This window comes from Paenibacillus sp. HJGM_3, assembly GCF_045062745.1.
Classification (GTDB): Bacteria; Bacillota; Bacilli; order Paenibacillales; family NBRC-103111; genus Paenibacillus_AA.
This window is the reverse complement of record NZ_JBJGED010000002.1, coordinates 361434-387665: the sequence shown is the minus strand read 5'-3', so window position 1 is coordinate 387665 and position 26232 is coordinate 361434. Positions and strand designations below refer to the sequence as shown.

Annotated in this window: 20 protein-coding genes; 18 read left to right on the top strand and 2 right to left on the bottom strand. The window is 58.6% G+C overall.

What is annotated here, in order from left to right:
• Window positions 1-39 precede the first annotated feature (39 nt).
• Window positions 40-630, bottom strand: a complete 591-nt coding sequence (locus ACI5FR_RS04015; protein ID WP_405450589.1) for a beta-class carbonic anhydrase — start codon at window positions 628-630, stop codon at window positions 40-42.
• Window positions 631-652: 22 nt separating this feature from the next.
• Window positions 653-997: an iron-sulfur cluster biosynthesis family protein gene (locus tag ACI5FR_RS04010; RefSeq protein WP_405450586.1), complete on the bottom strand. Its 345-nt coding sequence runs from the start codon at window positions 995-997 to the stop codon at window positions 653-655.
• 134 nt (window positions 998-1131) lie between these two features.
• Between ACI5FR_RS04010 and ACI5FR_RS04005 the strand changes: the two genes are divergently transcribed.
• From ACI5FR_RS04005 to ACI5FR_RS03920, 18 genes are all read left to right on the top strand, one after another.
• Entirely contained in the window at window positions 1132-2649 is a 1518-nt protein-coding gene (locus ACI5FR_RS04005; protein WP_405450584.1) for a carboxypeptidase M32, read from the top strand.
• A gap of 432 nt (window positions 2650-3081) precedes the next feature.
• Complete coding sequence (locus ACI5FR_RS04000; protein ID WP_405450581.1) at window positions 3082-5427, top strand: helix-turn-helix domain-containing protein; 2346 nt, start codon at window positions 3082-3084, stop codon at window positions 5425-5427.
• Window positions 5428-5562: 135 nt separating this feature from the next.
• Window positions 5563-6522, top strand: a complete 960-nt coding sequence (locus ACI5FR_RS03995; RefSeq protein WP_405450578.1) for an ABC transporter permease — start codon at window positions 5563-5565, stop codon at window positions 6520-6522.
• A gap of 33 nt (window positions 6523-6555) precedes the next feature.
• The gene (locus tag ACI5FR_RS03990) at window positions 6556-7452 is read left to right on the top strand and encodes a carbohydrate ABC transporter permease (protein ID WP_405450576.1); all 897 of its coding nucleotides are present in this window, start codon (window positions 6556-6558) and stop codon (window positions 7450-7452) included.
• 48 nt (window positions 7453-7500) lie between these two features.
• Window positions 7501-9150, top strand: a complete 1650-nt coding sequence (locus ACI5FR_RS03985) for an ABC transporter substrate-binding protein (RefSeq protein ID WP_405450573.1) — start codon at window positions 7501-7503, stop codon at window positions 9148-9150.
• A 195-nt stretch (window positions 9151-9345) separates the two neighbouring features.
• Window positions 9346-10308, top strand: coding sequence for an ABC transporter substrate-binding protein (locus ACI5FR_RS03980; protein WP_405450709.1), 963 nt, complete (start codon window positions 9346-9348; stop codon window positions 10306-10308).
• 46 nt (window positions 10309-10354) lie between these two features.
• Entirely contained in the window at window positions 10355-11140 is a 786-nt protein-coding gene (locus tag ACI5FR_RS03975; RefSeq protein ID WP_405450706.1) for an ABC transporter ATP-binding protein, read from the top strand.
• A gap of 50 nt (window positions 11141-11190) precedes the next feature.
• Window positions 11191-12018 (top strand): ABC transporter permease, encoded by an 828-nt coding sequence (locus ACI5FR_RS03970; RefSeq protein ID WP_405450703.1) that lies wholly within the window; start codon window positions 11191-11193, stop codon window positions 12016-12018.
• 66 nt (window positions 12019-12084) lie between these two features.
• Window positions 12085-13047 carry an aromatic acid exporter family protein gene (locus ACI5FR_RS03965; protein ID WP_405450570.1) on the top strand — a complete coding sequence of 321 codons (963 nt, stop codon included), beginning with the start codon at window positions 12085-12087 and terminating at the stop codon, window positions 13045-13047.
• A 74-nt stretch (window positions 13048-13121) separates the two neighbouring features.
• Window positions 13122-13685 (top strand): outer spore coat protein CotE, encoded by a 564-nt coding sequence (gene cotE, locus ACI5FR_RS03960; protein ID WP_405450568.1) that lies wholly within the window; start codon window positions 13122-13124, stop codon window positions 13683-13685.
• A gap of 155 nt (window positions 13686-13840) precedes the next feature.
• Window positions 13841-15370, top strand: coding sequence for a putative amidoligase domain-containing protein (locus tag ACI5FR_RS03955; RefSeq protein WP_405450565.1), 1530 nt, complete (start codon window positions 13841-13843; stop codon window positions 15368-15370).
• Window positions 15367-18048, top strand: coding sequence for a DNA mismatch repair protein MutS (gene mutS / locus ACI5FR_RS03950; RefSeq protein ID WP_405450563.1), 2682 nt, complete (start codon window positions 15367-15369; stop codon window positions 18046-18048). Before ACI5FR_RS03955 ends, mutS begins: the two co-directional genes overlap by 4 nt.
• Window positions 18049-18101: 53 nt before the next feature.
• On the top strand, window positions 18102-19604 hold the full coding sequence (locus tag ACI5FR_RS03945; RefSeq protein WP_405450560.1) for a S41 family peptidase: 1503 nt from the start codon (window positions 18102-18104) through the stop codon (window positions 19602-19604).
• The gene (gene mutL / locus ACI5FR_RS03940) at window positions 19604-21568 is read left to right on the top strand and encodes a DNA mismatch repair endonuclease MutL (RefSeq protein WP_405450558.1); all 1965 of its coding nucleotides are present in this window, start codon (window positions 19604-19606) and stop codon (window positions 21566-21568) included. Before ACI5FR_RS03945 ends, mutL begins: the two co-directional genes overlap by 1 nt.
• Window positions 21568-22368 carry a class I SAM-dependent methyltransferase gene (locus ACI5FR_RS03935; protein WP_405450555.1) on the top strand — a complete coding sequence of 267 codons (801 nt, stop codon included), beginning with the start codon at window positions 21568-21570 and terminating at the stop codon, window positions 22366-22368. Before mutL ends, ACI5FR_RS03935 begins: the two co-directional genes overlap by 1 nt.
• 5 nt (window positions 22369-22373) lie before the next feature.
• Window positions 22374-23354, top strand: a complete 981-nt coding sequence (miaA, locus tag ACI5FR_RS03930; RefSeq protein WP_405450701.1) for a tRNA (adenosine(37)-N6)-dimethylallyltransferase MiaA — start codon at window positions 22374-22376, stop codon at window positions 23352-23354.
• Between the two features lie 52 nt (window positions 23355-23406).
• Window positions 23407-23643 (top strand): RNA chaperone Hfq, encoded by a 237-nt coding sequence (hfq, locus tag ACI5FR_RS03925; protein ID WP_405450552.1) that lies wholly within the window; start codon window positions 23407-23409, stop codon window positions 23641-23643.
• A 142-nt stretch (window positions 23644-23785) separates the two neighbouring features.
• Entirely contained in the window at window positions 23786-26230 is a 2445-nt protein-coding gene (locus ACI5FR_RS03920) for a transglycosylase domain-containing protein (RefSeq protein WP_405450549.1), read from the top strand.
• Window positions 26231-26232 lie beyond the last annotated feature (2 nt).

Sequence of the window (26232 nt, the reverse complement as noted above, 5' to 3'; positions counted from 1 at the left end):
GGGCCGGGGAATTTTCTATAAGACGATAATGCGGTGAAATCACGCTTTTTCGGCCAAATGCGCATACCCGTCGACCAAGAGATCCAGTTTCCCGGTTTCCGGATCGATCAGCATCCCATGAACCGGAATGTTTTTGGGGAGCAGCGGATGGTTCCGGATGATTTCAACGCTGTTCTCCACGCCCTGCTTGACGTCGTCGAAGCCGGTCAGCCAGCGGGACAAGTTGATGCCGGAATGATGCAGGGTCGAAATCGTATCTTCCGTGATCCCCTGCGCGCGGGCCTTGTTGATGATCCGCTCGGAATCGAGGCCGGTCATGCCGCACTGGTAGTGCCCTACGACGAGCACCTCGTCGGCGTTCAGCTCGTAGATCGCGACGATAATACTCCGCATGATGTTGCCGAACGGCTGGGTCACAATCGCCCCGGCGTTCTTGATCAGCTTGACGTCCCCATTATGGATGTTCATCGCCTTGGGCAGCAGCTCCACGAGCCGGGTATCCATGCAAGTGAGGATGACCATTTTTTTGTCCGGGAAGCGAGTCGTCCGGAATTGCTCGTATTCTTTGTTCTCGACGAATTCGCGATTGTAAGCCAGAATGTTTTGTACGTTGGTGAGATTCGAACTCATAATTCCCCTCCTTCGGTTGGCATCAGCTGGTGTGCCGCTTGTCGATCAGCCGCATCATGCTGTTGTATGTTTGTTGCTTGCTTCGCAGTGTATAGGCGCGACGCGCGTCACTGTAGTCCACGGTCAGCTCATCCTCGAAGAACACCTCATGCTTCTTGTCGTAAAGGATGTTGAACGCCGAGCCACCGGCAACGCGATCGTCCGGCTCCGGTCCATCGACTAGCCATAGCGCGGTCACCCCGTCCACGGCGCAGCCGCACCCTTCCGCATCATATGCGAGCTTAAGGGCGATCGGGGCTTCCGGGCTCTTCGCTGCCAGCTCCTGACCCAGTTGCTCGCGGGCCGCTTGTGTAAGCGTAATTTGCATGTTGCCGACTCCCCTCGCGTTTGGAATTTAAGTTGGACCCTATTTTACCACAAATAATCGAGAAAGTTGATTCTTCCGCCCAGAAAAAGTAAGATCAAAACATGTATCACCAGATGAAACCGGGAGGGATACCGATGGGACAATCGTATGAGGACACACTGTCCGCTTTTCGCGCCTATGTGAAAAAAATGAAGAGCTACGAGGAAGCTCTGGGCGTCATGTATTGGGATTTGCGTACGGGAGCTCCGCGGAAGGGCGTCGCCGCCCGCTCGGAAGTCATCGGAGAGCTGTCGTCCGAGCTGTTCAAGATGTCGGTCTCGGAGCAAATGGGCGAGTTCCTGGAAGCGCTTCGCGCCCCGGAGACGTTCGAGCAGCTGAGCGATGTGGACCGGAAGATCGTGACGGAGTGCAAGAAGGATTACGACCGCAGCAAGAAAATCCCGCCGGACCGCTACAAGGAATACGTCGTGCTGACTTCGCAAGCCGAGTCGGTCTGGGAAGAGACGAAGCCGACGTCGGATTACGCTACCTTCAGCCCGTACCTGGAGAAAATCGTCGCCTTCAACCGGGAATTCATTCAGTTGTGGGGATATGAAGGGCATCCTTATAACACGCTCCTCGATATGTACGAGCCTGGCATGACCGTCGCGAAGCTGGACGAAGTGTTCGGCGAGCTGCGGCGCAAGCTAGTGCCGCTCGTATCGGCCATTCAATCGTCTCCGAACAAGCCGCACCGTTCGTTCTTGCAGCAGCATTTTGACATCTCGCTGCAAAAGGAATTCAGCCTGTACATCCTGAACGAGATGGGTTACGACTTCGATTCCGGCCGGCTCGATGAGAGCGCGCATCCATTCGCGACCGGCCTGAACCCGGGCGATGTGCGGATTACGACGCGCTATCTGCAGAATGACGTGACGAGCGCCTTGTTCGGTACCGTCCACGAGGGCGGGCATGCGCTGTATGAGCAGAACATCTCTCCCGAGCTGATCGGAACGCCGCTCTGCACGGGCACGTCGATGGGGATCCACGAATCGCAGTCGCGCTTCTGGGAGAACATGATCGGCCGGAGCCTGGCGTTCTGGAAGCGATACTATCCGAAGCTGCAAAGCCTATATCCGGAGAATCTCAGCAAAGTCCCAGTGGAGCTCTTCTACCGCGGCATCAACGAAGTGAAGCCTTCGCTCATCCGCATCGAGGCCGACGAGTTGACGTACAACCTGCACATCATGATCCGGTATGAGCTGGAGAAAGAGCTGTTCAGCGGGACGATCGAGGTGAAGGACTTGCCGGCTGCCTGGAACGCGAAGTATCGCGACTACTTGGGCGTAGAGCCCGAGAACGACGGGGAAGGCGTCATGCAGGACGTGCACTGGTCCGGCGGCGCGTTCGGCTATTTCCCTTCGTATTCGCTCGGCAACATGTATGCGGCCCAGATTCGCGCGACGCTGCTGAAGCAGATGCCGGACTTCGCCGCGAATATCGAGCAGGGCAAGCTGCAGCCGATCAAGGAGTGGCTCACGGAGCGCATCTACCGGCACGGCAAGCTGCTCACCCCGGCCGAGATCATCGAGAGCGTCTCGGGCGAGCCGCTGAACCCGGCCTACCTGGTCGAGTATTTCGAAGAGAAGTACAAGGATATTTATAAGCTGTGAGAAGAGGGCTGTTATGCACAGCTTCAAGGAACCTGACCGGCGATTTGGGCTGGTCAGGTTTTTTGTGCGATTTCGCCTACTTGGATACACAGTCTGGAGTGTTTATCGGGTTCCAATTGGATTTTGCCTATTTAGAGCGCATTCTGACAGGGTTAGGGCTTCAAAAAGTCGCTCCAATTCGGCAAAATCGAATTAGCCATCCATGCCCTCTGGGGCAACACCGCGTAATTAGGCGAAATCGAACTACATCTCCAAAGCATAAGAGTTCAACAGCGGTCGGAACCCCTCTGACTGCCCTCCCCACGCGCCAGAATAAACGCCGACGCCAAGGATTTCAAAAGCGTGGAATATTTTCCGACAAAAGGAGTAAAATCCGAACCATACGTCGAATTCTTTTAAGTATGCGCTTTCATTGATCAAGGAGGGACCGGCATGTTCGGATGGAATCGGAGCGGCGGGATCGCTAGGCATCGCGTGTTCGCGCGGCTGTTGCTCCCTTATTTGCTTTTTCTGATCTTAACGTTGTTCGCCGGATGGATCATCTACAATAAGACGATCGACCTGATCGAGAACGAAGTCACCGAGAACCAGATGAACGTGCTGGAGCAGAACAAGGACATTCTCGAACGGCGACTGGACGAAGTCTCGTCCATCACGCAGCAGCTGGCGTCCGACACGCGAATTATCCAGTTCCAGCAAGTGACCGAGCCGTATGCGGGGACGAATATGTACCGGGTGCTGGATACGAACAAAAGCTTGTACGATTTCAAGCTGTCCAACAGCTTCTTGTATGGCTACTACGTGATGTTCTTGAACAGCGGCCTGGTGCTTGCCCCGGGCGGGTCCAGCTACACGTTCAGCGAGTTTTTCGATCAGACGGCCCAATATGGCAGCTACGACAGCCTAGCCTGGAGGAAGCTGATCGCGGAGAAGTACCATTCCCGGATGTACATCCCGGCCCAGCAAGTGAAGATGAAAGGCATCCCGTACACAATGGTTACCCACGTGCAGTCCATCGGCTATCCGGGCAATCCCCAGGGGGCCATTGTCGTCCTCATCGACAATCAAGAAATCCGCAAGCTGTTCAAAGGACTCGATGTCTCGGAAGGCGGATGGGCGTATATCGTGAACCAGCAAGGGCAGGTGATCAGTCCTCTGTCGTCGGGCGAAGCGGTCCTGCAGGTCGATTTGGCGAGCTTGAACGGCGCGAAGGGTGTCGTCGAGCAGACGGTCGACTCGAGACCGATGATGATAACGTATACGAAATCCACAAATAACGGCTGGATATATCTCATTGGACAACCGACGCATGTGGTGCTGGAGAAGGTGCGATACATCCAGAAAATCATTTTATCACTGACCGGCGGCTTCCTCGTCCTGGGTCTGCTCATCGCCTACATGCTGGCTTACCGCAACAGCAAGCCGCTCAAGCGGATCGTCAATCTGATTATGGAAAAAGGCGAAGGCCAAGCGCTGCCGAAACAGAGAAACACGTTCGAGCTGATCGGGGACACCGTCTCCGGCTTGATCAGCAACAACCATTCGCTCAAGGCGGAGATCGGGCGCCACATTCCGCTGCTCCGCACCGCCTATTTCGAACGGCTGCTGAACGGGCAGTTCGTCGCGTCGGGCGACATGGACGCCATCCAACAGCACGTGGGGTTGAATCTAAAAGGGAAGTCGTTCGTCGTGGCCGTTATGCATCTGCATGGCTCGGAGAACGGCGGCTACAGCGGCGAGCTGCTAGAGGAGCTCTACATGCAGCGGGTCGTCTCGAAGGATAGAATTCAGACGCTGTTAGGTCAGGAAGGCTACGTCTGTGAAGTAGCGGAAGACCGCATCGCGATCGTCTTTTGCCTCGACCAGGCGGAAGCGGAATCGTACAGGGAGCTAATCGGGCAGAAGCTGCAGGAGGCCGCAGCGGACATCGCCGACTCCGTACAGGCGCTTCCCGTATTCGGCGTCGGCGGATTGTGCGACAGCTTGACCGGCTTGTCGCGTTCGTACGAGCAGGCGCGCGAGGCGCTGCATATCCAGATGTGGCGAAACGCGGAGCATTGCGTCTGGTTCGACGAGCTGCCGGACGACCGCAGTATGTATTACTTCCCGCACGATGTGGAGCTGCGCCTCATGAACGTGGCCAAAGCCGGCGATGTCGCCGGGGTTCGAGAGCTGCTCGCCGATATCGAGCGGAGAAACTTCGAAGAGCGGCACCTGACGCTCGCCGTCCTGCGGCTTCTCCTGGTCGAAATGTGGGGGAGCCTCGTAAAGCTGCTGCCGCAGATGGAGCTGAACGATGAACGAATCCTGCAGCGGATGACGACGCCGGGCGGCGAGATCGATTCGCTGAACGGGGCGCGCAAGCAATATGCGGCGATCGTGGAGACGTATCTGTGGGTATGCGACAATGTGAAGGAGCACAAGAAAAGCCAAAATGTACAGCTGCTCAGCAGTGTCAAAACGGAATTGGAGGAGCGGTACATGGAGGAGGATCTGTGTCTCGACGCGGTGGCGGACCGGCTGCGCATTTCCAAGGTGTACTTGTCCCAATTTTTCAAAGAGCAGACGGGGATCAATTTCTCGGACTACCTGGAGACGCTTCGAATGGATCGGGCTAAGACGCTGCTCGAGACGACGGACTTATCGATCAACGAAATATCGGGAACGGTCGGCTACAGCTCCTCCAACACGTTCTGCCGGGCGTTCAAGCGATTGCACGGCATCAGCGCGACGGCTTACAAACGGTCCTACGGGCGGCATCCGACGCTCCATTCTTAATCGGTGCACAAGCGCCGAACAATTGCATATAGCCGAATCTGAACAATTGCACACGATGGCCGCTCTTTCACGTTTACGGTCCGGACGGTTGCCTTTATCGTGGAATCATCACGAAAGGGAAGGAGGTAACACGCGATGAAAGCGGTCGCAATCTCAAAAGGGAGATCGGAGACGCGGACAGCGCGGGCATCAGGATGGACGCGAATGCGCAAATGCTGGCAGCTCTATGTGCTGCTGGCCTTACCGGTGGTCTACATCCTGTTGTTCAAATATTATCCGATGTATGGGGCGCAGATCGCGTTCAGGGATTATTCCGCCTTCAAAGGAATGACGGGGAGCGAATGGGTCGGGTTCAAGCATTTTATCCGGTTTTTCCATTCCTACGAGTTCGGCAAGCTCATGAAGAATACGCTCATCATCAGCATCTACAACCTGCTGGCCGGAATCCCGTTCCCGATCCTGCTCGCACTGTCGCTCAATTACGTGAAGCACCAATGGTTCAAGAAGACCGTACAGATGGTCACGTATGCGCCGCACTTCATCTCCGTCGTCGTTATGGTCGGTATCATCATCGAACTGCTCGACCCGCGCAAGGGGCTGGTCAACACGATCATCACGGCGTTCGGCTTCGAGCCGATCAATTTCATGGCCAAGCCGGAATACTTCAGCTCCATCTATGTGTGGTCGGGCATTTGGCAGAACGTAGGCTTCTCGTGCATCATTTACTTGGCCGCGCTGGCCGGAGTCGATCCCGCGCAACACGAAGCCGCTGTCATCGACGGGGCGAACAAGTGGCAGCGCATGCTGTACGTCGACCTGCCGAGCATTATCCCGGTCATGATCATCCTCTTGATCCTGAACACCGGGCACATCCTGGACATGGGCTTCGAGAAGGTGCTCCTGATGCAGAACCCGCTGAACGGGCGAACTTCGGAAGTCATCGATACGTATGTGTATAAGGTGGGCTTGGCTTCCCAGGCGATGAATTACTCCTACTCCACCGCGATTAACTTGTTCAAATCCGTAGTGGGGCTTATCCTGCTCGTGGCGGTCAATTCGGCGGCCAAGCGGGCGAAACAGGAGAGTTTATGGTGACCGGGAAACGGATTGGGAAAGGAGGTGGCTGACTTGGAGGCTGCCCGAATGAAGGAATCGCGTACGGACCGATGGTTCAACGTTATCAATTATGGCATATTGGGGCTTTTTTTCCTGACCGTGCTGTACCCGCTCGTCTTTATTGTAAGCGCTTCATTCAGCAGCGGCGAAGCGGTCGTGTCCGGCAAAGTGTGGCTGTGGCCCGTCAATCCTTCGCTCGCCGGGTACCGCGCGGTGCTAGAGCACAAGCTGCTGTGGACCTCGTTCGGCAACTCGCTGGTGTACACGGCTGTCGGCACGCTCATCAATATCGTCTTGACGGTAATGGCGGCTTACCCGCTGTCGAGGAAAGATCTGTACGGCAAAAACGTCATCATGATCCTTTTCGTGTTCACTACTATGTTCAGCGGCGGGCTCATCCCGAACTATTTGCTCGTCAAGGACCTCGGCATGCTGAACACGATGTGGGCATTGATCATCCCGGGAGCAATGAGCGTGTTCCATGTCATTATCACCCGAACGTATTTCAAGTCGACACTGCCCGACGAACTGCTCGAAGCGGCGCAGCTCGACGGCTGCAACGATTTCAAGTTCGTCTGGAAAATTGTTCTGCCTCTCTCGGGACCGATCATAGCCGTAATCACGCTGTATGCGGCCGTCAATATTTGGAACCAATATTTCAATGCCATGCTGTACTTGAAGACTCCTTCCAAGTATCCGCTGCAGCTCGTATTGCGGGACATTCTGATCCAGAACCAAGTGGACGAAACAATGCTGTCCAACCTGGCGGAGCAGGCCAGCCGGGAAGGGCTGCGCGCGCTGCTGAAATATTCGCTCATTATCGTATCGTCGCTTCCGCTAATGATCGTATATCCGTTCGTGCAGAAGCATTTTGTCAAAGGGGTCATGATCGGCTCGCTGAAAGGATAGGGAGCGGTACCTAGAGAAACCGCCGACTGGAAACGGGGAGGGTATGGAATGAAAAGACATTGGGTGGGGGGCTTAAGTGCCGTCATGCTCGCGGCTGCGGTGATGAGCGCTTGTTCGGATAGCGCGGAGAAGCCGGATTCGCCGCAGGCGTCGGCCCAGACGGCCGAGAAGGTTACGCCGGCCGGGCAGCTGCCGATTACGACAGAGAAGACGACGATCCGGGTGCTCGTGAAGGGCAGCCCCTTCGTGGAAAACTATGCCACCAACGAATATACGAAATATCTCGAGGAGAAAACGAACGTCCACATCGAATGGGACATCGCGCCGGAGAAGACGGCTATTGATAAGCTGAATATCGTATTGGGCAGCGGGGACTTGCCGGATGTCATCCTGGGCTTCGGGGTTAGCCCGACACAGCAGCTCATCTATGGCAGCCAAGGCGTATTCCTCGACCTGAACCCATATATCGACAAGTACGGGGTGGAAACGAAGAAAATGTTCGCGGCCATTCCGAGCGTGAAGGAAGCGATCACTGCGCCGGGAGGCAAAATCTACGGGCTGCCGCAAGTGAACGAATGCTATCACTGTTCGATGTCGCAGAAGATGTGGATCTACAAGCCGTGGCTCGACAAGCTGGGGCTCAAGATTCCGACGACGACCGACGAGCTGTATGAAGTGCTGAAGGCGTTCAAGACGAAGGATCCGAACGGCAACGGCAAGGCGGACGAAATCCCGCTCGCCGGCGCGGCCGTTGGTCCGGCGGTGAATATCGATTCCTTCATTATGAACGCCTTCATCCTGAACACGGGCACGACCCGGCTATACTTGTCGAACGGCAAGGTCGACGTCCCCTACAATAAGCCGGAGTGGAAGGAAGGGCTCGCATACCTCAACAAGCTGTATGCGGAAGGCTTGATCGCTCCGCAATCGTTCACGCAGGATCGCGATCAGGCGAAGCAGATGGGCGAGAATCCGAATATCGTCATCCTGGGGGCGGCAACGGCCCAGCACGATGGGGTGTTTACGGATACGACCAAGTCCAGGTGGACGGATTATGTGGCCGTCCCGCCGCTCAAGGGGCCGAAGGGCGTTCAAGTGACGCCGTTCGCGAACAGCGTGTCGCAAGGTGCCTACGTCATTACGAAGGCGAGCAAAAATCCGGAAGCGGCGTTCCGGCTCGCCGATCTGATGTACACGCAAGAGATGACGCTGCGCAACACGGAAGGCCGTCCGGACATCGAGTGGAAGTGGGCGGACAAGGGCGAGATCGGCATTAACGGCTTGCAGGCGATCTGGAAATATACCGACGTTAAGCTGCCGACCGTGCAAAACGTCAAATGGTCGCAAACGGGGCCGTCGCTCCGGACGAACGATTTCCGCCTGGGACTCGTGGCCGATCCGAAAACCCCGCAGGAGGTCATCCTCTACAACGAGACTAAGACGAAATACGAGCCGTATAAGCAAAAGCTGGAGACGGTGCTCCCGCAGCTGTTCTTCTCGAACGATCAAGCGACCGAGCTCGCCGATCTTGACAAGACCATTAACGACTACGTCAAGGAAATGATCGCCCGATTCATCATCGGGGACGCGAGCCTCGAGAAAGATTGGAACGAATATTTGAAAAATCTGGAGAAAATGAATCTCAAACGCTACTTGGACATTTATCAGAACGCGTACGATTCGAAGAAATCAAAATAGCAGATCGAAGATAGACGATAGACGCTTTCTTTGCCATTTGGGCAATGGAAGCGTTTTTTCGTCTTGGCGGCTTTGACGCCTGGGCGCTCTTTTGCATACGATGTAGAATCCGGAATTACCAAGTAGAGTCAAGGAGGGTTCACAATGCGTTCGACATTAGGGAAGCTGCTGCTCGTGGCGGCGATCACCCTCTCCATGCCGCTGGCCGCCTGCTCCTCGGGCAGCAAGGACGAGCTGAAGAAGGTTAGAATCGGCGAAGTGACGCGCTCGATCTTTTATGCCCCGCAGTATGTGGCGCTGTCGAAAGGATTTTTCAAGGAAGAGGGTCTCGATGTCGAGCTGCAGACGACGCCGGGCGGCGATAAGACGATGACGGCGCTCCTCTCGAACGCCATCGATGTGGCGCTGGTCGGTTCGGAGACGTCGATTTACGTGCAGCAGCAAGGGTCGGAAGATCCGGTCATTAACTTCGCCCAGCTGACGCAGACGGACGGGACGTTCCTCGTCGCCCGCAAGCCGGTGCCGAATTTCAACTGGAACATGCTGAAGGGCAGCACGTTCCTCGGTCAGCGGAAGGGCGGGATGCCGCAGATGGCGGGAGAGTTCACGCTGAAGAAGAAGGGGATTGACCCGCAAAAAGACTTGAATCTCATTCAGAACGTGGATTTCGCCAATATTCCGGCCGCCTTCTCCTCGGGTACGGGCGAATACGTGCAATTGTTCGAGCCGCAGGCGACGGTAATCGAAAAGGAAGGCAAGGGCTACGTCATCGCCTCGTTCGGCGTGGAGAGCGGCAAGCTGCCTTATACGGTCTTTATGACAAAGAGCAGCATCATCGAGAAAAATCCGAATACGATACAGAAGTTCACGAACGCGATCTACAAAGCTCAGCTATGGGTGGCGTCCAAATCCGTCGATGAGATAACGGATGCCGTTCTGCCCTATTTCCAAGACACGGACCGGTCGATCGTTCTGAACGTGGTGAAGCGATATAAGGATCAAAGCTCGTTCGCCACCGATCCGATCGTCGACGAGCAGGAGTGGAACAACCTGCAGGACGTCATGAGCGCAGCCGGCGAGCTGAAGCAGCGGGCAGACTACAAAAAGCTCGTAGACACGAAATTCGCCCAGAAGGCGATCGATACGGTGAAGAAGTAGGCGGACGAACGGGAGGAACGTTGGACTAAAGGAGCGGGGGTGACGCATCGTGCCAAGCGTGGAATTAGAGCAAGTGTCGCATGTGTATGTGTCGGACCAAGAGGCGTCGCTCGCGATCGAGCGGATCGGCTTGACCGTGGAGCAGGGGGAATTCGTCAGCCTGGTCGGGCCGAGCGGCTGCGGGAAGACGACGATTCTGTCCATCATCGCCGGCCTGATCGTCCCCGCCGCGGGGAGGGTGTTGATCCAGGGCGTCCCGGTGACCGCACCGTCGACGCGTGTAGGCTACATGCTGCAGCAGGATTACTTGTTCCCTTGGCGGACGATCGAGCAGAATGCGGTGCTCGGCCTCGAGCTCACCGGGCAGCTTCGGAGCGAGACACGTGCATATACGGTGAACCTGCTCCGGGAGATGGGGCTTGGCCATGTGCTGGGCAAATATCCGAGCCAGCTGTCCGGCGGGATGCGCCAACGGGTGGCGCTCGTCCGCACATTGGCGACGTCGCCCGACATCCTGCTCCTCGACGAGCCGTTCTCGGCGCTCGATTATCAGACGAAGCTCCAGCTGGAAGATTTGATCTTCGAAGCTTTGAAGGCACGCGGGAAGACGGCGATTCTAGTGACCCACGACATCTCGGAGGCGATCGCGGTGAGCGACCGGATCGTCGTGCTGAACCGCAACCCGGGCACGGTGCGGCGGGAAGTCGCCATCCCGGAGCTGATCCGGTCGCTCCTGCCGTTCCAGGCCCGGGAGCAAGCCGGGTTTCACGACATCTTCAAGACGATCTGGCACGAGTTCGAGCAGATGGAGAAGGAGAGAGAAGCGCCATGAACGGACCATCGGAGCATCCCCCGCAACAGGAACAGTCGGAACTCACGGACATGACGCGCGCGGCGGAATCTGCGGAACGTACTTCCTGGTTGCAGCTAATCCACGAGGGGCATCGCCGCCGCAATCGCGTGGAGACCGGCTTCGTCTGGATCACCCGCTTCGCGTTGCTCGCCGTCTTCTTCGGACTATGGGAGCTCGCGGGCTGGCAGCGGTGGATCGATGTGCTGCTGTTCAGCTATCCGAGCAAAATCGTCAAGCTGCTCGTGCAGAAGCTCATGGACGGCTCGCTGCTGCCACACGTCGGCATGACGGTGCTGGAGACGGCGGCCGGCTTCGCGCTCGGGACGCTGTGCGGCACCTTGCTCGCCATCTTGCTCTGGAGTTCGCGCTTCCTGGCCCGGACGCTCGATCCGTTTATCGTCGTGCTGAACAGCATGCCGAAGGTAGCGCTGGGGCCACTGTTCATCGTCGGCATCGGGCCGAACATCATGTCGATCATCGCGACGACGCTGGCGATCACGGTTATCATCACGACGCTGGTCGTCCTCTCCAGCTTCCGGGAAGTGGACGCGAACTACGTCAAGGTCGTGCGCGTGTTCGGCGGGACGCGAGCCCAGACGTTCCGCAAGGTGATCCTGCCCGCGTCGATTCCCACGATCGTCTCAACGCTGAAGGTGAACGTAGGGTTGGCCTGGGTCGGTGTCATAGTAGGAGAGTTTCTAGTCTCGAAGGCGGGTCTCGGCTACTTGATCATCTACGGCTTTCAAGTATTCAACTTCACGCTCGTCATCGGCAGCCTTTTCGTGATCGCTATCGTCGCAACCGTCATGTACCAGGCGGTCAGCTATTTGGAGAAAAAGCTGGAGAAGCGGCAATAACCCAGCAACGTTGAAATACCCGACCCCATCGGTTACGATAAGACAAAAAAGGGGCCGGTGGATCGCATGGGGATACGCGTCATTAAAACCGCAGTCGCGGCGGTCATCGCAGTGTGGCTGGCCACAAGCTTAGACTTGCAATACGCGATGTCAGCCGGATTGCTCGCCATTCTGGGCGTGGAATCTACGATCCGCAAGGGGGTCGTTTCTTCGCTCACGCGGCTGGCGGCTTCGGTGCTCGGCCTGTTCCTGGCCGCGGTCATGCTGCAGCTGTTCGGCTTCCAGCTCTGGCTGGTTCCGGCTTATATTCTCCTAATTATTCCGATCTTGAACGCGGCACGGTTAACGGATGGGCTTGCGACATGCTCCGTAACCGTGTTTCACCTATTCATGTTGGGCCATGCCAATCTGGAAGTGCTGTCGAACGAACTGCTCCTGCTTTTGACGGGACTCGGGACCGCTACGCTGATCAACATGGTCTATATGCCCAGTGCCGAGCAGCGGCTTCTCGAGCTGAGAACGCGAACGGATGGACTGTTGTCCACTATTTTCGGAGAGATCGCCAAGCATTTGCAAGATCATGACTATGTATGGGACGGTCGAGAATTGCTGGAAGCGCGCGAAACGATCCGGCAAGGTGCGGAGGTCGCCCGAAGAGCGGCGGAGAACCGGCTGTTCCAATCGGATTTATATTGGAACGCCTACTTTCAAATGAGAGACCAACAGCTCGATTATGTGGAGCAAATGATGGATCTCATGGCACAAGTCTACATGACGCTGCCCCCGGGCAGGTTGATTGCTCAGTTGTTCGAGGTGCTGAGCGAGGACGTAAAGGAAGAAATCTACACGGGCAACTCGGAGCGACTGCTCACGGATCTCGTGGCGCAATACAAAGAGATGCCGCTTCCGTCCACCCGGTCGGAATTCGAGGTCCGCTCCGCTTTGTTTCAAGTGACGCAGCTGCTCCAGCTCTATCTGACTATCGCCAAAAAAGAAAAGAAACGGCGTGGGAAGGCGCCGCGGCTTTGAAAAAAAATGTTGTCACCCTAGACGAATGTCCTGCATACACTTTATTGAATGATTGTATGGAGGAGGTTTAGAGGATGTCGATTAAAGATAGAGACACGCATTGCAGGGAAATACGCGTCAAAGCGGTATGCGGGAAAGGTCGTAAGTTTTCGCAGGTCACTCATACCATAACTCCGCCACATACTCCGTCGAGCATTCTTGGTGCTTGGGTCATTAACCATGAATATGAAGCGGTAAAGTCTAGTGACGGCGTAGAAGTAGTGGGTACTTACGATATCAACATCTGGTATTCTTACGACAAAAACCGGAAAACGGACGTAGCTAAGGAGACGATCTCCTACGTAGAAGCGGTAGCCCTCACGTACCTAGATCCCAAACATAGAGCTTCTACAGTGGAGGTGTCCGCGATCGCAACGCAGGACCCCAATTGCGTGGAAGCGAATGTGTCGTCGGGAGGCAACGTGACGATTCGGGTAGAGCGTGAATTCAAGGTGGAGGTCGTCGCCGAGACGACGGTGTGCGTCGTCGTCTGCGAGGGCGGCTGCGATGATTTCTCCGAGAAGTCGCACGATTTTGGCGGAGATGCCGGCGACTTCGAAGATCTCGATCCGGATTTGCTCGATGATGAACTTGATTGAGATAGTTCATTATATGACGAATCTCCGGATTCGGCAGGGGGCGATAGCCCTCTTTTTTGTTTCTTTTAGGCGCGCGCCCGGCGTGCACGAGCCTATTTTCGCGGGCTCGCGCGGAAGACGGCCAATCGGACCAATCGATAAAGGAGCGATCGGAAATGGGAGTCGTACTGCTGTATGCGGATGAGTGGAAGACGGAGAAGCTGCGGGAACGATTGGAACCGGCAGGTGTGCGGTGTGTCACCAAGCCCCTGGCCGAGGACGCCCTGAACGGCGATCCCGGCGCCGGTGCGACGATCGTCTGGGGCGAGGATGTGTCCGCCCTCTTGCCGCAGCACGAGTATGTGCTGAACCGGCCGGCGGTGGCGAGGCGGAGCGAGACTACCGAGAAGCTGGCGCCTCTCTTGCACATGCACGGGATCGCGACCGCCTATACGCGTCACTCGAACAACCCGGAGGGCGTGTTCCCGTTCCACTACCGGGTACCCGTGTTTCATCTGGAGGCGCTCACGCTGTTCAGCGCCGAGTCGAACGCGGCGGTACGCCTGCCGATGTCGGCGCGGCGCAGGCCGAGTATGATCGGGCCGGTCTTCGCTGAGACCGGACTCGACCGGCTCGACAAGCGCGGCACTTCCGCCATCCGCGCGGCGGTGAAGGCGATCTACGCGCTCGGGCTCGATTATGGCGTCGTCGACATCGTCCTGCCGCCGTCCGGGTCGCCGGAGGTGTTGAAGGTCGAGCCGTACCCGGAGCTGGACGATCGGCTCGCCGAGCTGTACGCCGAGGCGATTCGCAAGTTCGGACGCGAGCTCGAGTCGGATCGGCGAAGGCTGCGCGCCCCTCTGTTGGGAGCCGACCCGGAGTTTCTACTCGCCGACGAAGCCGGTCGAATCGTACATGCTTCGCGCTACTTGCCGAAGATCGGCGAGGCCGGCTGCGACGTGCTGACGATCCGCGGCGTGAAGCGGTACCCGCTCGCGGAGCTGCGCCCCGAGCCGGCCGCCGATCCGCGGAGGCTGCTCCGGCACCTGCGCCGGGCCATGCTGCATGCCGCCGAGCAGATCACGGACGAGCGGCTGAGATGGGTGGCCGGCGGCATGCCGGCGACCGGATTCGCGCTGGGGGGCCATCTCCATATCAGCCAAGTCTGGCTGAACAGTCGGCTGCTGCGGGCGCTGGACAATTACTTGGCCCTTCCGCTCGCGATGGTAGAAGCGGAGCGATCGGCCCGGCGCCGTCCGGCTTACGGGTACCTGGGCGACTTCCGACGTAAGAAGCACGGAGGCTTCGAATACCGGACGCTGCCGAGCTGGCTCGCGTCGCCGCATGTGGCGAAGGGCGTTATCGCCTGCTTCGCGCTGATCGCGGCCCATTACCAGATGCTGTCCCAGCGGCCGCTTCAGGACCCGGTGGTACAAAAGCGGTTCTATGCTGGCGATAAGGAAGCGCTGCTGCCTTACGTGAGGAGAGTATGGGAGGATCTCAAGCGGCTGCCCGGTTATGCGGCACTGTCCGACTGGCTCATCCCGTACGAGCAATCGATCATGAGCCGGCAAGTCTGGGACGAGCACGCGGACATCCGCCCGGCGTGGAAAATCTCCAGCCCGGTCTATGAAAGCCAAGACCCTTCCATTCGTGCTATAATAGGAACCGGAGTAATGAACGCTGCAGGTGGAGGAGAACGATGACGAAGTACACGCCGATGATCGAGCAGTACTTGGCCGTGAAGGAGCAGGCGAAGGATGCTTTCTTGTTTTTCCGGCTGGGCGATTTTTACGAAATGTTTTTTGACGATGCGATTCGGGCTGCGCAGGAGCTGGAGATTACGCTGACCGGCCGCGACGGCGGACAAGAGGAACGCATTCCGATGTGCGGGGTTCCCTACCACGCAGCGGATAATTACATAGCGAGATTGGTGGAAAAAGGATATAAGGTGGCGATCTGCGAGCAGGTGGAAGATCCGGCGACGGCGAAAGGCGTCGTCCGCCGGGAGATCGTCAAGATCGTCACCCCGGGGACGGTCATGGACGGGAAGACGCTGGGCGAGGCGAAGAACAATTACCTCGCCAGCGTGGCCGTGGCCGACGGCGAGACCTATGGCCTCGCGGCGTGCGACTTGACGACGGGCGAACTGTTCGTCACCTCGATCGACGAGCCGCTCGAGACGCTGCTCGACGAGTTGAACGTCTACGCGCCATCCGAGGTCATCGGGGGAGCGGACCTGCTGCAGGCGATGCGGGACTTCCCGGGTGGATCGCCGAGTGCCAAGCTGTTGACCGAATGGGATCGGCAAGATTGGGATTTGATGAGGGAGCAGTTCCCTCAAGCCGCCGTGGAAGAGCTGACGCCGGTTCGCCGGGAGGCGGTCGCGCTGCTGCTCGGCTACCTGAGCGAGACCCAGAAGCGGTCGCTCTCGCATATCACCGCGATCGAGACGTACGAGCACCGGCAATACATGACGCTCGATCCGTTCACCCGCCGCAACCTGGAGCTGGTGGAGACGGTGCGCGAGCGGACAAAGAAAGGGTCGCTCTTCTGGCTGCTCGACCGCACGGTCACTTCGATGGGAGGGCGGCTGCTTCGCCGGTGGGTGGACAAGCCCTTGATGAACCGGGCGAAGATCGAGGAACGGCTCGAGGCGGTGGACTGCCTGTACCGCCAACTGATCGTTCGGGAGGAGCTGCGGCAGCAGCTGAAAGACGTGTATGACCTGCAGCGGCTCGTCGGCCGGATCGCGTATGGCAATGCGAACGGCCGCGACTTGCTGGCGCTGCGGCTGTCGCTCGAGCAAGTGCCGGCGATCAAGGCGACTTGCGCGATGTCGGGCTCGGCCACGCTTCAAGCGCTCGGCGCTTCGCTGGACGAGTGCGGCGACCTGCGCGACCGGATCGCCGCGGCCATCGTGGACGAGCCGCCGGTATCGACCCGCGAGGGCGGGCTCATCCGCGACGGCTACGACGCCTACCTCGACCAACTGAAGGAAGCGAGCACGAACGGCAAGGTGTGGCTGGCCGAGCTGGAGCGGCGCGAACGGGAGCTCACCGGAGTGAAGTCGCTCAAGATCGGGTTCAACAAAGTGTTCGGCTATTACTTGGAGGCGTCGCGCATTCATTCGAACAGCCTGCCGCTCGACCGGTATGAGCGCAAGCAGACGCTGGCGAATGCCGAGCGGTATGTGACGCCGGAGCTGAAGGAGAAGGAAGCGCTGATCCTCGACGCCGAGGAGAAGATGGTCGGCCTCGAGTACGAGCTGTTCGCTCAAGTGCGGCAAGCGGTCGCCGAGCAGCTGAAGCGGCTGCAGCAGCTCGCCGAGGCGCTCGCCGCTATCGACGCGCTGCAGGCGATGGCGGCGGTCAGCGCCGCGTACCGCTACGTGAAGCCGGAGCTGACCGACGCGCAGGACGCGCTTCACATCGAGGAGGGCCGCCATCCGGTCGTCGAGGCGATTCTGAAGGACGGCGCCTTCATGGCGAACGACACGCGAATGTCGGGCGAGGACGGGCGGGTGCTGCTCATCACCGGGCCGAATATGGCGGGGAAGAGCACGTATATGCGGCAGGTCGCGACGATCTGCCTCATGGCGCAGATCGGCTGCTTCGTGCCCGCGGCGTCGGCCCGGCTCCCGATCACCGACCGCATCTTCACGCGCATCGGCGCCGCGGACGACCTCGTCGGCGGGCAGAGCACGTTCATGGTCGAGATGATGGACATCCAGACGATGACGGCCAAGGCAACCGCCCGCAGCCTCGTCATCATCGACGAGCTCGGGCGCGGTACGTCGACCGGCGAAGGGATGGCGATCGCCCAGGCGGTCATCGAGTACTTGCATGACCGCGTCGGCTGCCGCACCCTCGTGTCGACGCACTTCCACGAGCTCGCCACGCTCGAGGAGACGCTCGGCTCGCTGCGCAACTACTGCATGGCCGTGCGGGAGAGCGGCCAGCAGGTCACGTTCCTGCGCCGGCTGATCCGCGGGGCGGCCAGCACGAGCTACGGCATCTACTGCGCGCGCATCGCGGGGCTGCCGGAGCCGATCATCGAGCGGGCGTACACCCTGCTCGGCGATTTCGAAGCGCGGGCCGCCGTGCGGCAGGCCCGCGACGAAGCGGCCGCCGCCGGCTCGGCTGAGGCCGGCGGCATCGTGCCCGCCGCGGCGCCTCCGGAGGAGGCCGCGGCGGTGCAGCTGAGCTTGTTCGGCGAGGAACCGAACAAGCTCTCTCCCGCGAAGGCGAAGCCTCGCGGGGAGGCGGGCGGGCCCGGGGATAAGCTGCTGGAGCAGCTGCGGGCCGCCGATCTGATCAACATGACGCCGATGCAGGCGATGAACCTGCTGTTCGAGCTGAAGCAGCTCGCGGCGGAGCGATAAGGCTGCGGCAAGACAGGCACTCATACGGGGATACATCACTAGGAGGCAATGGGATGAAGGACGGTTGGAGGAAAAAATGGGTCCGCATCGGGGTCGGTCTTACGGTGCTTAGCACGCTCACGTGGACGGTCCCGGCGGCAGGCAGCCAGTGGGGGACCAAATCGGTATGGGCCGCCGAATCGCAGCAGGACGCCCTGAATCGGTTAGGGGAAGTATACAGCATCCTGCAAGGCCAGCATGTGAGCGGCGTGTCGGATGAGAAGCTGACCGACTCGGCCATCCAAGGGATGATCGAATCGCTCAAGGACCCCTACACGGTTTACTTCACGAAGGAACAATACGAAGCATTCAACAAAGATATCGCGATGGTCTATGTCGGAATCGGGACGCGCCTTACGCAGGACAAGGAAGGCACCCGCATCGTCGAAGTATTCCCGGGCGGTCCGGCCGCCGTTGCCGGCATCGTACCGGGCGATTATATCACCCAGGTGAACAGGACGGATACGAGCGGCATGACTTTGGATCAGATCGTGTCCAAGGTGACGGGCGAGGAAGGCACCTCGGTAGAGCTGACGATTCGGCGCAAACAAAACCAATTCCTGTTCGTCAACGCAACGCGGAAATCCGTGACCGTTCCATCCGTGACCAGTCAAGTGCTCGCCGACGGTACCGGGTACTTGCAGGTTAGCGGGTTCGCCGAGACGACGGATGAGCTGTTCGCCTCGCAGTTGGACGCCTTATTGAAGAAGCCGGTCTCCAGGCTGATCATTGATCTTCGCAACAACCCCGGGGGGATCGTCGAGTCGGCACAGCATATGGCGGAGCAGTTTATCCCGGAAGGAATTCTTATACATACGAAGAATCGCGATGGAGAGGACGAGCCGGTCCTGCTTCGCGGAGGCAAGTCGGTTCATGTGCCGGTCGTTTTCCTGGTGAATGAGGACAGCGCAAGCGCATCCGAGATTCTCGTCGGGGCGATGCAAGCGTATGAAAAAGCGAAGGTCGTGGGCACCCAGACGTTCGGCAAAGGAAGCGTGCAGAGTCTCTACACCCTCTCCTCCGGAGGGGCGGTAAAGGTGACGATCGAAGAATATTTCACAGCGGCTTGGCAGCCAGTCAATCATAAAGGGATTACCCCCGACGTGCTCGTGCAAGGGAGCGTCCCGCAATTCGCTGCAGCCCTGCGTGCGGCGGGAGCACCGGAAATCACCGTAAAGTTGGGGACGGGCACCGTGACGGTTAACGGCATGGACCAGCAAGAGCTGCCGCTCCAACCGATCCGCCAGGACGACCGTCTCTATCTGCCGGCGCGACTCTTGACCGCCATGGCAGGGGGAACGCTCACCTGGAATGGAGAGCTGCAAGCGATCGAAGTGAGCGCGAACGGCGCTGCAGCAGTGGCGTACGGGGCAGATAGCGGGTTCTTGAACCGGGACGGGGTCGGCTATGTGGACGCGGCCCGTTTCCAGCAGCAGTTTCCTGAGCTGACGTGGGAAGAGCAAGGCGAGGAGACGGTGCTGCGCGTTCCCGGCGCAGCCGCTAAGGAGGGCCGCTGATGGGCATCATCCGAGTGCTGGACGACCATGTCGCGAACCAGATCGCCGCGGGCGAAGTGGTGGAACGGCCCGCCTCCGTCGTGAAGGAGCTCGTCGAGAACGCGATCGACGCCGGTGCGAGCCGCATCGACGTCGTCATCGAGGAGGGCGGCCTGGAGCTGATCCGCGTACAGGACAACGGCTCCGGCATGCAGCCAGACGATTGCGAGCTCGCCTTCAGCCGTCACGCGACGAGCAAAATCGCCGGCGGCAAGGATCTGTTCCAGATCCGGACGCTCGGCTTCCGGGGCGAGGCGCTTCCCAGCATTGCGGCCGTAGCCAAGGTCGAGTGCACGACGTCGCACGAGACGTCCGGGCTCGGCCGCAAGCTCGTCATCGAAGGCGGCTCGGTGCTGGCTTTCGAGGAGACCGCCGCCTCTAAGGGAACTACATTTTCCGTCAAGGACTTGTTTTATAATACTCCGGCGCGGTTAAAGTACATGAAGACGATCCAGACCGAGCTCGGGCACATCTCCGACGCCATGTACCGGATCTCCATGGGCCACCCGGACATCGCCTTCAGTCTGAAGCACAACGGCAACGAGCTGCTGCGCACACTGGGGGCCGGCGACCGGCTGCAAGTGATTGCGGCCGTGTACGGTACGGCTACGGCCAAGGCGATGCTGGCCGTCCAGGGCGAACACCCGGACTACACGCTGCAGGGCTTCGTGTCCAAGCCGGAGCTGACCCGGGCGAACCGGCAGGCGATCAGCCTGTTCCTTAACGGGAGATTCATCCGCAATTATGCGTTGTCGCATGCGATTATGAACGCGTATCATACGTTCCTGCCGGTCAACCGGTATCCGCTAGCCGTGCTGTGCATCGAGATGGACCCGGAGCTCGTCGACGTGAACGTGCATCCGTCCAAGCTGGAGGTACGGTTCAGCAAAGAGGGCGAACTCGTCCAATTCGTCGAGGCGTGCGTAAGGAAGATGTTGGAGCAGCAGGTGCTGATTCCGCAGGGCGCCAAGCCGGTGTCCTCGGGTGTGATCAAGGAACAGGTCGTACAGGAGCAGATGGAGCTGTACCGCCCGAATGCAGCTTCTGCAGGCTTTCCGCCTGAGTTCGCGAAGCCGGTTTCCAGGGCTTCTGCCGCCCCGGCACCAACGCCACCAATCGCGGCAACCGCTCCGGCGGAGACTTCTCAGAGCTACACCCGATCGATTGAGCCTGGCGTGTCGGGTAGCAAGCCTCAGCCTGCTTCATCGACATCCTCAGCTTATACGGGATCGGGCGGTTCAACCGAGCGTCGACCCCCTGCCGGTTCCCAGGCCATGTCCTATGACCGGATCGCCAGTATGCTGCCGGACCCGGCTCCCGAAGCGGCGCCGAGCGTCCCGGCTTTCCCGAAGCTCGAGCCGATCGGCCAGCTCCACGGGACCTACCTGGTCGCCCAGAACGAGCGAGGCTTGTACCTCGTGGACCAGCATGCCGCACATGAGCGGATTCATTACGAATATTATTACGACAAGTTCGGGCAACCTGCCGAAGCGAGCCAAGAGTTGCTCCTGCCGATTACGCTGGAATTCACCTCGGCCGAGGCGGAAGCGATCGCGGGCAAGCTGCCGCTGTTCGAACAGGTCGGGGTGTTCATGGAACCGTTCGGCGGCAATGCTTTCCTCGTGCGGGCGCTTCCTCATTGGTTCCCGAAGAACGAAGAGAAGCTATTGATCGAAGAAATGGCCGAATGGGTGCTCGCTGAAAGAAAATCGGTAAATTTGTCCAAACTAAGAGAGAAAGCGGCCATCCTATGCTCCTGCAAGGCGTCGATCAAAGCGAACCAAAGCTTGTCGACACAGGAAAGCGAGGCGCTGCTCGACCGGCTCGCGGCTTGCCGCAATCCGTATACGTGCCCGCACGGCCGGCCGATCGTCGTCAGCTTCTCTACATATGAACTGGAAAAAATGTTTAAGCGGGTGATGTAGTGCTGCTGGTATCGACCTCCCACACCCCGATGCCCGCCACGGTAGAAGCCTCCATGCGCATGGCGCAGGAGATGGGCTGGCGCTGGGTGCCGCGGGCGGGCATGTCCATCCGCAAGCTCGCGCGGACGTATGGAGCGAGCGAGCTCATGCTCCAGGCGGACGACGAGCTGAAGCTGTATACGAATCTGGATGGGGACCCGTCCGAGCCGGCTCCAAATCCGATGTTCTTCCACCCGAGCATGTCGTTCGTTCGCGTCAAGCGGCTCTTGCAGGAGGAGGGCGACACAATGGTGGAGGTCAGCGGTGTGTCCGAAGGCGATGTCGTCCTTGACTGTACGGCCGGGCTGGCCTCCGATTCGATCGTTTTCTCGTTCGTCGCCGGCCCGAAGGGACGCGTCATCGCGGTCGAGAGCGCTCCGGCGCTTTATATGCTCGTCCGTGTCGGCTTGTCCCGCTACGAGACGCATCTCGAGCCGTTCAATGAGGCGATGCGCCGCATCGAGCTGCAGTGCGACAATCACGAGCGCGTGCTCGAACGAATGCCCGATCGCAGCGTCGACATCGTCTACTTCGACCCGATGTTCCGACACCCGATCGAGGAGTCGAGCGGCATCCAGCCGCTGCGCCAGCTGGCGAACCACGAGCCGTTGTCGGAGTCGGCGGTCCGCCAGGCGATGCGTGTGGCGCGCAAGCGCGTCGTGCTGAAGGAGCACCGCGACGGCGACGAATTCAAGCGGCTCGGTTTCGAGCGGCAATTCCGGCCTGGGACTAAAATTGCTTACGGAGTGATCATGCTTTGACCTATATGCCTGAACGGCCCGAACGTTCTTCACGCCCTGAACTGCTCGTCCTGCTCGGTCCGACGGCGGTAGGCAAGACGAATCTCAGCCTCGCGATCGCCGAACGGTTCCATTGCGAGATTATTTCCGGCGATTCGATGCAGGTGTACCGCCGGATGGATATTGGGACGGCCAAAGCGACTGAGGCGGAGCGAAAGCGCGTCCCGCACCATATGATTGACATTTTGGAGCCTGACGATCCTTTCTCGGTTGCTGATTTTCAGGAAAGGGTGCGCGCCCTGATCACCGATATCCACGCCAGAGGGAAGCTTCCTTTCATCGTAGGGGGAACCGGGCTCTACATCGAGTCGGTGTGCTACGACTTCCAATTCAGCGAGGGCGGCTCGGACGAGGCGTTCCGCGAGCGGATGAACGCATTCGCCGATGCCCATGGCGAGGAGGCGCTGCACGATCTGCTCAAGGAGACGGATCCCGCATCGGCCGCCCGGATTCACTCGAATGACCGCCGCCGAACGATCCGCGCTTTGGAGATTCGGCATATAACCGGCATCCCGATGTCCGAGCATCTGGCGAGGCAGACGAAGGTATCGCCGTACGAAACGTGCTTGATCGGGTTGACAATGGACCGCGATCTTTTATATAACCGTATTGAGCGGCGTATTGATGCGATGATGGATGCGGGGCTGGTAGCCGAGGTGCGCGGTCTGCTGGCCGATGGCTACGGAAGAGGGCTGATTTCCATGCAGGGGCTGGGCTACAAGGAGATCGCCGCCTACCTGGAGGGCGAGTGTTCCTTGGAGGAAGCGGTGGCGCTGCTGAAGCGGGATACGCGTCGATTCGCCAAGCGGCAGCTTAGCTGGTTTCGGCGGATGAAAGAGATTCATTGGGTGGAACTAGAAGAAGGTTCAAATTTTTCCGAGCAATTGCATGGAATTAATGATATAATAACAGGAAAGTTTCGATTCCTTAGAGAATATAATTCGTAAGCGACGCTATCTTGCGATAACAATCCTATTCAGCCAATTAGGGGGATCCATTATGAACAAGACGATCAATATCCAGGACACGTTTCTGAATCAATTGCGCAAAGAGAGCATCGCAGTAACCGTCTATTTGACCAACGGGTTCCAAATTCGCGGTTATATTAAGGCGTTCGATAACTTTACGATCATCATCGACAGCGAAGGCCGTCAGCAGATGGTGTATAAGCATGCGATCTCCACGTTCACCCCGCAACGTCCGGTATCGCTTATGCCGCAGGAAGCGTCGGAATAAGAGCATCGTCACGCGGAACGCGGGTTCCCTTTGAAACTTTTTCCTTGCAAGCTACGTTAATAGGGATAGCGTACAGAGCAACCCGCACTTCTGGGTTGTTCTTTTACTTCTAAGAAGGAAACGAGAAAGGATGTCGATCCGGATGTCAACTGAACGAGCAAAGTCCACTCGATCCGCCGCGAAGCCTGCCAAGAAAAAACGGAAGCTGAACAAGAAGCGCTGGCTGATCTGGCTGTTGATCGCCCTCGTGCTGGGGGCTGTCTGTGCGGCAGCCGGGTATGTGGTTATTTTGCTGAGCGGGGAAAAGCAGTTCCAACTGAACAAAGATAAATTGGAGATGTCGGAAGCGGCCGTCTTCTTCGATGTGAATAATAAAGAAGTGACTACGATGGCCCGCGAGAACCGCGAGCTGGTGACGATGGCGGAATTGCCGGAGAAGCTGCCTCAAGCGTTCGTAGCGACGGAGGACAAACGGTTCTCGGAGCATTCCGGGATCGATTTCTTCTCCATCGGACGAGCGGTGGTGAAGGATATCATCCATCGCAGCGCCATTGAAGGCGGGAGCACAATTACGCAGCAATTGGCGAAGAACATGTTCCTGAATGCGGACAAGACGCTGTTCCGGAAGGCAACCGAGGCGTCGATCGCGATCGCGCTGGAGAATCATCTCACTAAGGATCAAATTCTCGAGATGTACATGAACCGGATTTACTTCGGGAATTCGGCGTGGGGCGTGAAGGCGGCGGCCAAAAAGTATTTTGGCAAGTCGGACCTGAAGACGCTGAACTTGGCGGAGATGGCTACGCTGGCCGCGATACCGAAGGCGCCGAGCCACTACAACCCGCTCGACAACCCGGAGCGTTCCAAGGAGCGGCGGGCTGTCGTATTGCAGCTCATGTACGAGCAGGGCTATATTACCGAGCAGGAGAAAAATGAAGCAAACGCCAACGTGTATGTGGTGCCTCCGGGTACATCGACCAAGAAGGAGTTCGTCACGTTCCTGGACTATGCGGTGAGCGAAGCGGTGGAAAAAACCGGGTTGACCGAGGATGAGCTGCTGCGCGGCGGGTATCAAATTTACACGACGCTGGAGCCGACGGCGCAAAAAGCGGCGGAGACGGCCTATGCGAATCCGGACTTCTTCCAGAAGGACGGCCCGGAGCAAATCATGCAGAGCGGGATGGTCATCCTGAACAACAAGGATGCCGGCATCGTCGCGATGATCGGCGGACGCGACTACAAGACGAAGACGTGGAACCGCGCGATCAAGCCTCGGCAGCCGGGCTCGTCGTTCAAGCCGATTATCGATTACGCGCCGGCTATGGAGTTGAAAGGCTTCAATCCCTACACCATGCTGACCGATGAGAAATTGGACTATAATGGCTATAGTCCGAACAACTGGGATAATGTGTATTTGGGCAAGATCAGCATGATGAAGGCGCTCGAGAAATCGGCCAATGCGCCTGCGGTTTGGACGTTAAACGAGGTAAAGGTCCCAACGGCCATTAATTTCGCTGAAACCCGGTTCGGGATCAAGTTCGATCCCAAGGACCGCAATCTGGCGATCGCCTTGGGCGGGATGACCACCGGCGTTTCGCCGCTGCAGCTGGCAAACGCCTATACCGCCTTCGCCAACAATGGCCAATTGAATGCCTCGCATTCAATCGTCAAAGTCGTGGACAATGAAGGGAACGAGAAGTACAAATACAAGGCGGAAAAGCCGGTGCAAGCGGTGAGTCCAAAAACGGCGTACTACATGACGCAGATGCTCAAAAACGCGGTGGATGTAGGGACGGGGGCAAGCGCCAAAATGAACCGTCCGGTCGCCGGGAAGACCGGCTCCACCCAGCTGGACCTGAAGGGGCTGGAGCAATACTACCGCGACGTCTGGTTCGCCGGTTACACGCCGGAATGGACCGCGGCGATTTGGATGGGCTTCGACACGACGGATGCCAAGCATTATGTGAACGGTGGCAGCGGCAGACCGGCCGCGTTGTTCAAGGAGATCATGTCCAAGGCATTGGCCGGCAAGCCGGTTACCCAGTTCCAGAAGCCGAACGGAGTGCCGGACTTGACGGAAGGACCTGCGGCGGTAACCGATCTGGCAGCGACATACAACAAGGGCGAGCATTCCGTGAAGCTGAGCTGGACGGCGGTGAAGGGAGACAACATCGCTTACAAGATCTTCCGGAAAGGCTCCAAGGACGCGGCTTTCGGAGATCCGATCCTCTCGCCGACTACTGAGTTCAAGGACTTTCCTAAACCAGGCGAGACTTACCAGTACTATGTCGTTGCCTTTAACCAGGACAGCAATCTGGAGAGCGGAAATTCCAATGTCGTGACCGTGACGGTCGAGGAGGACAACGCGGGAGCGACACCGAGCCCTACGCCGGGAGGCAGCGGGACGCCGAAGCCGACACCGACGCCAACGCCGAGCGGCAAGCCGACGCCAACGCCGTCGGGGACACCGCCGGCGGGAGGGACACCGACGCCGACGAAGCAGCCGACGCCGACGCCAAGCCCGACTGCAACTCCGAGCTCGACTCCGGCCTCCGGAGGGCTCCCCATTCCAACACCCAAACTATAAGG

Excerpts from the sequence above, each read along its gene's own strand:
- ACI5FR_RS04015 (WP_405450589.1), bottom strand. The coding sequence starts at position 630 with ATGAGTTCGAATCTCACCAACGTACAAAACATTCTGGCTTACAATCGC.
- ACI5FR_RS04010 (WP_405450586.1), bottom strand. The coding sequence starts at position 997 with ATGCAAATTACGCTTACACAAGCGGCCCGCGAGCAACTGGGTCAGGAG.
- ACI5FR_RS04005 (WP_405450584.1), top strand. The coding sequence starts at position 1,132 with ATGGGACAATCGTATGAGGACACACTGTCCGCTTTTCGCGCCTATGTG.
- ACI5FR_RS04000 (WP_405450581.1), top strand. The coding sequence starts at position 3,082 with ATGTTCGGATGGAATCGGAGCGGCGGGATCGCTAGGCATCGCGTGTTC.
- ACI5FR_RS03995 (WP_405450578.1), top strand. The coding sequence starts at position 5,563 with ATGAAAGCGGTCGCAATCTCAAAAGGGAGATCGGAGACGCGGACAGCG.
- ACI5FR_RS03985 (WP_405450573.1), top strand. The coding sequence starts at position 7,501 with ATGAAAAGACATTGGGTGGGGGGCTTAAGTGCCGTCATGCTCGCGGCT.
- ACI5FR_RS03980 (WP_405450709.1), top strand. The coding sequence starts at position 9,346 with ATGCCGCTGGCCGCCTGCTCCTCGGGCAGCAAGGACGAGCTGAAGAAG.
- ACI5FR_RS03970 (WP_405450703.1), top strand. The coding sequence starts at position 11,191 with ATGACGCGCGCGGCGGAATCTGCGGAACGTACTTCCTGGTTGCAGCTA.
- ACI5FR_RS03965 (WP_405450570.1), top strand. The coding sequence starts at position 12,085 with ATGGGGATACGCGTCATTAAAACCGCAGTCGCGGCGGTCATCGCAGTG.
- cotE (WP_405450568.1), top strand. The coding sequence starts at position 13,122 with ATGTCGATTAAAGATAGAGACACGCATTGCAGGGAAATACGCGTCAAA.
- ACI5FR_RS03955 (WP_405450565.1), top strand. The coding sequence starts at position 13,841 with ATGGGAGTCGTACTGCTGTATGCGGATGAGTGGAAGACGGAGAAGCTG.
- mutS (WP_405450563.1), top strand. The coding sequence starts at position 15,367 with ATGACGAAGTACACGCCGATGATCGAGCAGTACTTGGCCGTGAAGGAG.
- ACI5FR_RS03945 (WP_405450560.1), top strand. The coding sequence starts at position 18,102 with ATGAAGGACGGTTGGAGGAAAAAATGGGTCCGCATCGGGGTCGGTCTT.
- mutL (WP_405450558.1), top strand. The coding sequence starts at position 19,604 with ATGGGCATCATCCGAGTGCTGGACGACCATGTCGCGAACCAGATCGCC.
- miaA (WP_405450701.1), top strand. The coding sequence starts at position 22,374 with ATGCCTGAACGGCCCGAACGTTCTTCACGCCCTGAACTGCTCGTCCTG.
- hfq (WP_405450552.1), top strand. The coding sequence starts at position 23,407 with ATGAACAAGACGATCAATATCCAGGACACGTTTCTGAATCAATTGCGC.
- ACI5FR_RS03920 (WP_405450549.1), top strand. The coding sequence starts at position 23,786 with ATGTCAACTGAACGAGCAAAGTCCACTCGATCCGCCGCGAAGCCTGCC.